The sequence below is a fragment of the Kribbella sandramycini genome (genome assembly GCF_013131805.1).
In the GTDB taxonomy this organism is placed as follows: Bacteria; Actinomycetota; Actinomycetes; order Propionibacteriales; family Kribbellaceae; genus Kribbella; species Kribbella sandramycini.
This window is the reverse complement of sequence record NZ_JABJRC010000020.1, coordinates 1-3,422: the sequence shown is the minus strand read 5'-3', so window position 1 is coordinate 3,422 and position 3,422 is coordinate 1. Positions and strand designations below refer to the sequence as shown.

The 3,422-nt window shown below is 55.3% G+C and carries 2 rRNA genes; both read left to right on the top strand.

Annotated elements, in window-relative coordinates:
* Position 1: 1 nt before the first annotated feature.
* Positions 2–3,129: ribosomal RNA gene (locus HPO96_RS37405) — 23S ribosomal RNA — on the top strand.
* A 150-nt stretch (positions 3,130–3,279) separates the two neighbouring features.
* Positions 3,280–3,397 (top strand): 5S ribosomal RNA (gene rrf / locus HPO96_RS37400).
* Positions 3,398–3,422: the final 25 nt, after the last annotated feature.

Here is a 3,422-nt window from a genome sequence, read left to right as displayed (position 1 = left end):
GTGACAAGCTACTAAGGGCAATCGGTGGATGTCTTGGCACCAAGAGCCGATGAAGGACGTTGGAGCCTGCGATAAGCCCCGGGGAGTTGGCAACCGAGCTGTGATCCGGGGGTGTCCGAATGGGGAAACCCAGCTGGCATTCTAAAGCCAGTTACCAGTGCCTGAACACATAGGGTTCTGGAGGGAACGCGGGGAAGTGAAACATCTCAGTACCCGCAGGAAGAGAAAACAATAGTGATTCCGTGAGTAGTGGCGAGCGAAAGCGGATGAGGCTAAACCATGTGCGTGTGATAGCCGGCGTGCGTTGCGTGCATGGGGTTGTGGGAGCATTCGAGTCTTAATGCCGTGAGACTAAAGAGTTATAAAATACTGTTGAAGCTGAATCTTCTGGAATGTTGAGCCGTAGTGGGTTATAGCCCTGTAGGCGTATGACAGTGTCTCTTGAGTGTTTTCCCAAGTAGCACGGGACTCTTGAAATCTCGTGTGAATCTGGCGGGACCACCCGCTAAGCCTAAATACTTCTTGGTGACCGATAGCGGACTAGTACCGTGAGGGAAAGATGAAAAGTACCCCGGGAGGGGAGTGAAATAGTACCTGAAACCGATTGCCTACAATCCGTCGGAGCATTTCCTTTGTGGGGTGTGACGGCGTGCCTTTTGAAGAATGAGCCTGCGAGTTAGTGGTGTGTGGCGAGGTTAACCCGTGTGGGGTAGCCGTAGCGAAAGCGAGTCTGAATAGGGCGTTTGAGTCGCATGCTCTAGACCCGAAGCGGAGTGATCTATCCATGGGCAGGTTGAAGCGCGGGTAAGACCGCGTGGAGGACCGAACCCACCAGGGTTGAAAACCTGGGGGATGACCTGTGGATAGGGGTGAAAGGCCAATCAAACTCCGTGATAGCTGGTTCTCCCCGAAATGCATATAGGTGCAGCGTCGTGTGTTTCTTACCGGAGGTAGAGCACTGGATGGTCTAGGGGGCTTACCGGCTTACCGAAATCAGCCAAACTCCGAATGCCGGTAAGTGAGAGCGCGGCAGTGAGACTGCGGGGGATAAGCTCCGTAGTCGAGAGGGAAACAGCCCAGATCACCAGCTAAGGCCCCTAAGCGATTGCTAAGTGGAAAAGGATGTGGAGTTGCCCAGACAACCAGGAGGTTGGCTTAGAAGCAGCCACCCTTGAAAGAGTGCGTAATAGCTCACTGGTCAAGTGATTCCGCGCCGACAATGTAGCGGGGCTCAAGCAATCCGCCGAAGCTGTGGCATTCACACTTTTGCTCGGCACAGACTTGATCTGTGTCCAGGTGTGTGGATGGGTAGGGGAGCGTCGTGCAGCGTGTGAAGCAGCCTAGTGATGGAGTTGTGGATGCTGCACGAGTGAGAATGCAGGCATGAGTAGCGAATGACGGGTGAGAAACCCGTCCGCCGGATGATCAAGGGTTCCAGGGTCAAGCTAATCTGCCCTGGGTAAGTCGGGACCTAAGGCGAGGCCGACAGGCGTAGTCGATGGACAACGGGTTGATATTCCCGTACCGGCATTAACACGACCCGACCGAACCTGCTGATGCTAAGTCTTCGAAACCATGAGGCCTTCGGGTTGAGTGGCGGAGCAGACGGCCCGAGGTGGTAGTAGGTGCATTGAGGAGTGACGCAGGAGGGTAGTCCAACCGCGGCGATGGTAGGCGTAAGCTGATCCGCGGGCAAGGTGGTAGGGCGAGGCATAGGCAAATCCGTGTCTCATTGAGCCTGAGAGCCGAGGCGGACCCGTTTAGGGGAAGTGGATGATCCCATGCTGCCGAGAAAAACTTCGCAGTGAGTGTTAGAGCCGCCCGTACCCCAAACCGACACAGGTGATCAGGTAGAGAATACTAAGGCGATCGAGTGAACCATGGTTAAGGAACTCGGCAAAATGCCCCCGTAACTTCGGGAGAAGGGGGGCCGGATCCGTTACCTCACTTGCTGAGGGAGGCGGTGATGGCCGCAGAGACCAGGCCCAAGCGACTGTTTACTAAAAACACAGGTCCGTGCGAAGAAGTAATTCGATGTATACGGACTGACGCCTGCCCGGTGCTGGAACGTTAAGGGGACAGGTTAGCTGGCTTTAGGGCCGGCGAAGCTTTGAACTTAAGCGCCAGTAAACGGCGGTGGTAACTATAACCATCCTAAGGTAGCGAAATTCCTTGTCGGGTAAGTTCCGACCTGCACGAATGGCGTAACGACTTGGGCGCTGTCTCAACCGTGGACTCGGCGAAATTGCATTACGAGTAAAGATGCTCGTTACGCGCAGCAGGACGGAAAGACCCCGGGACCTTTACTACAACTTGGTATTGGTGGTCGGTACAACTTGTGTAGGATAGGTGGGAGACTGTGAAGCTCGGACGCCAGTTCGGGTGGAGTCATCGTTGAAATACCACTCTGGTTGTTCTGGCTGTCTAACTTTGGTCCGTTATCCGGATCAGGGACAGTGCCTGGTGGGTAGTTTGACTGGGGCGGTCGCCTCCTAAAAGGTAACGGAGGCGCTCAAAGGTTCCCTCAGCCTGGTTGGCAATCAGGTGTCGAGTGTAAGTGCACAAGGGAGCTTGACTGTGAGACAGACATGTCGAGCAGGGACGAAAGTCGGAACTAGTGATCCGGCGGTGGCATGTGGGAGCACCGTCGCTCAACGGATAAAAGGTACCCCGGGGATAACAGGCTGATCTTCCCCAAGAGTCCATATCGACGGGATGGTTTGGCACCTCGATGTCGGCTCGTCGCATCCTGGGGCTGGAGTAGGTCCCAAGGGTTGGGCTGTTCGCCCATTAAAGCGGCACGCGAGCTGGGTTTAGAACGTCGTGAGACAGTTCGGTCCCTATCCGCTGCGCGCGCAGGAGACTTGAGAAGGGCTGCCCCTAGTACGAGAGGACCGGGGTGGACGAACCTCTGGTGTGCCAGTTGTTCCGCCAGGAGCACGGCTGGTTGGCTACGTTCGGGAGTGATAACCGCTGAAAGCATCTAAGCGGGAAGCACGCTTCAAGATGAGGTCTCCCACCGGGTTAACCGGGTAAGGCCCCCAGTAGACCACTGGGTTGATAGGCCAGAGGTGGAAGCACAGTAATGTGTGGAGCTGACTGGTACTAATAGGCCGAGGGCTTGTCACACACCAACCCATCGGGTTGAAGCAAGAAACCAAGCTGCGTTATGTAACAGAGATTTCTCGCGTTCACTGTACGGTTCAGAGAATATGAACAGGAACCCCCGCACAACGTAGTGGTTGTGGTGTTGGTGGTTGTTGATATTTTCATAGTTGTTTCGGTGGTCATAGCGTTGGGGAAACACCCAGTCTCCATTCCGAACCTGGAAGTTAAGCCCTTCAGCGCCGATGGTACTGCGATCGGGAGGTCGTGGGAGAGTAGGACGCCGCCGGACTTTCACACTGTTAAGGGCCACCCCG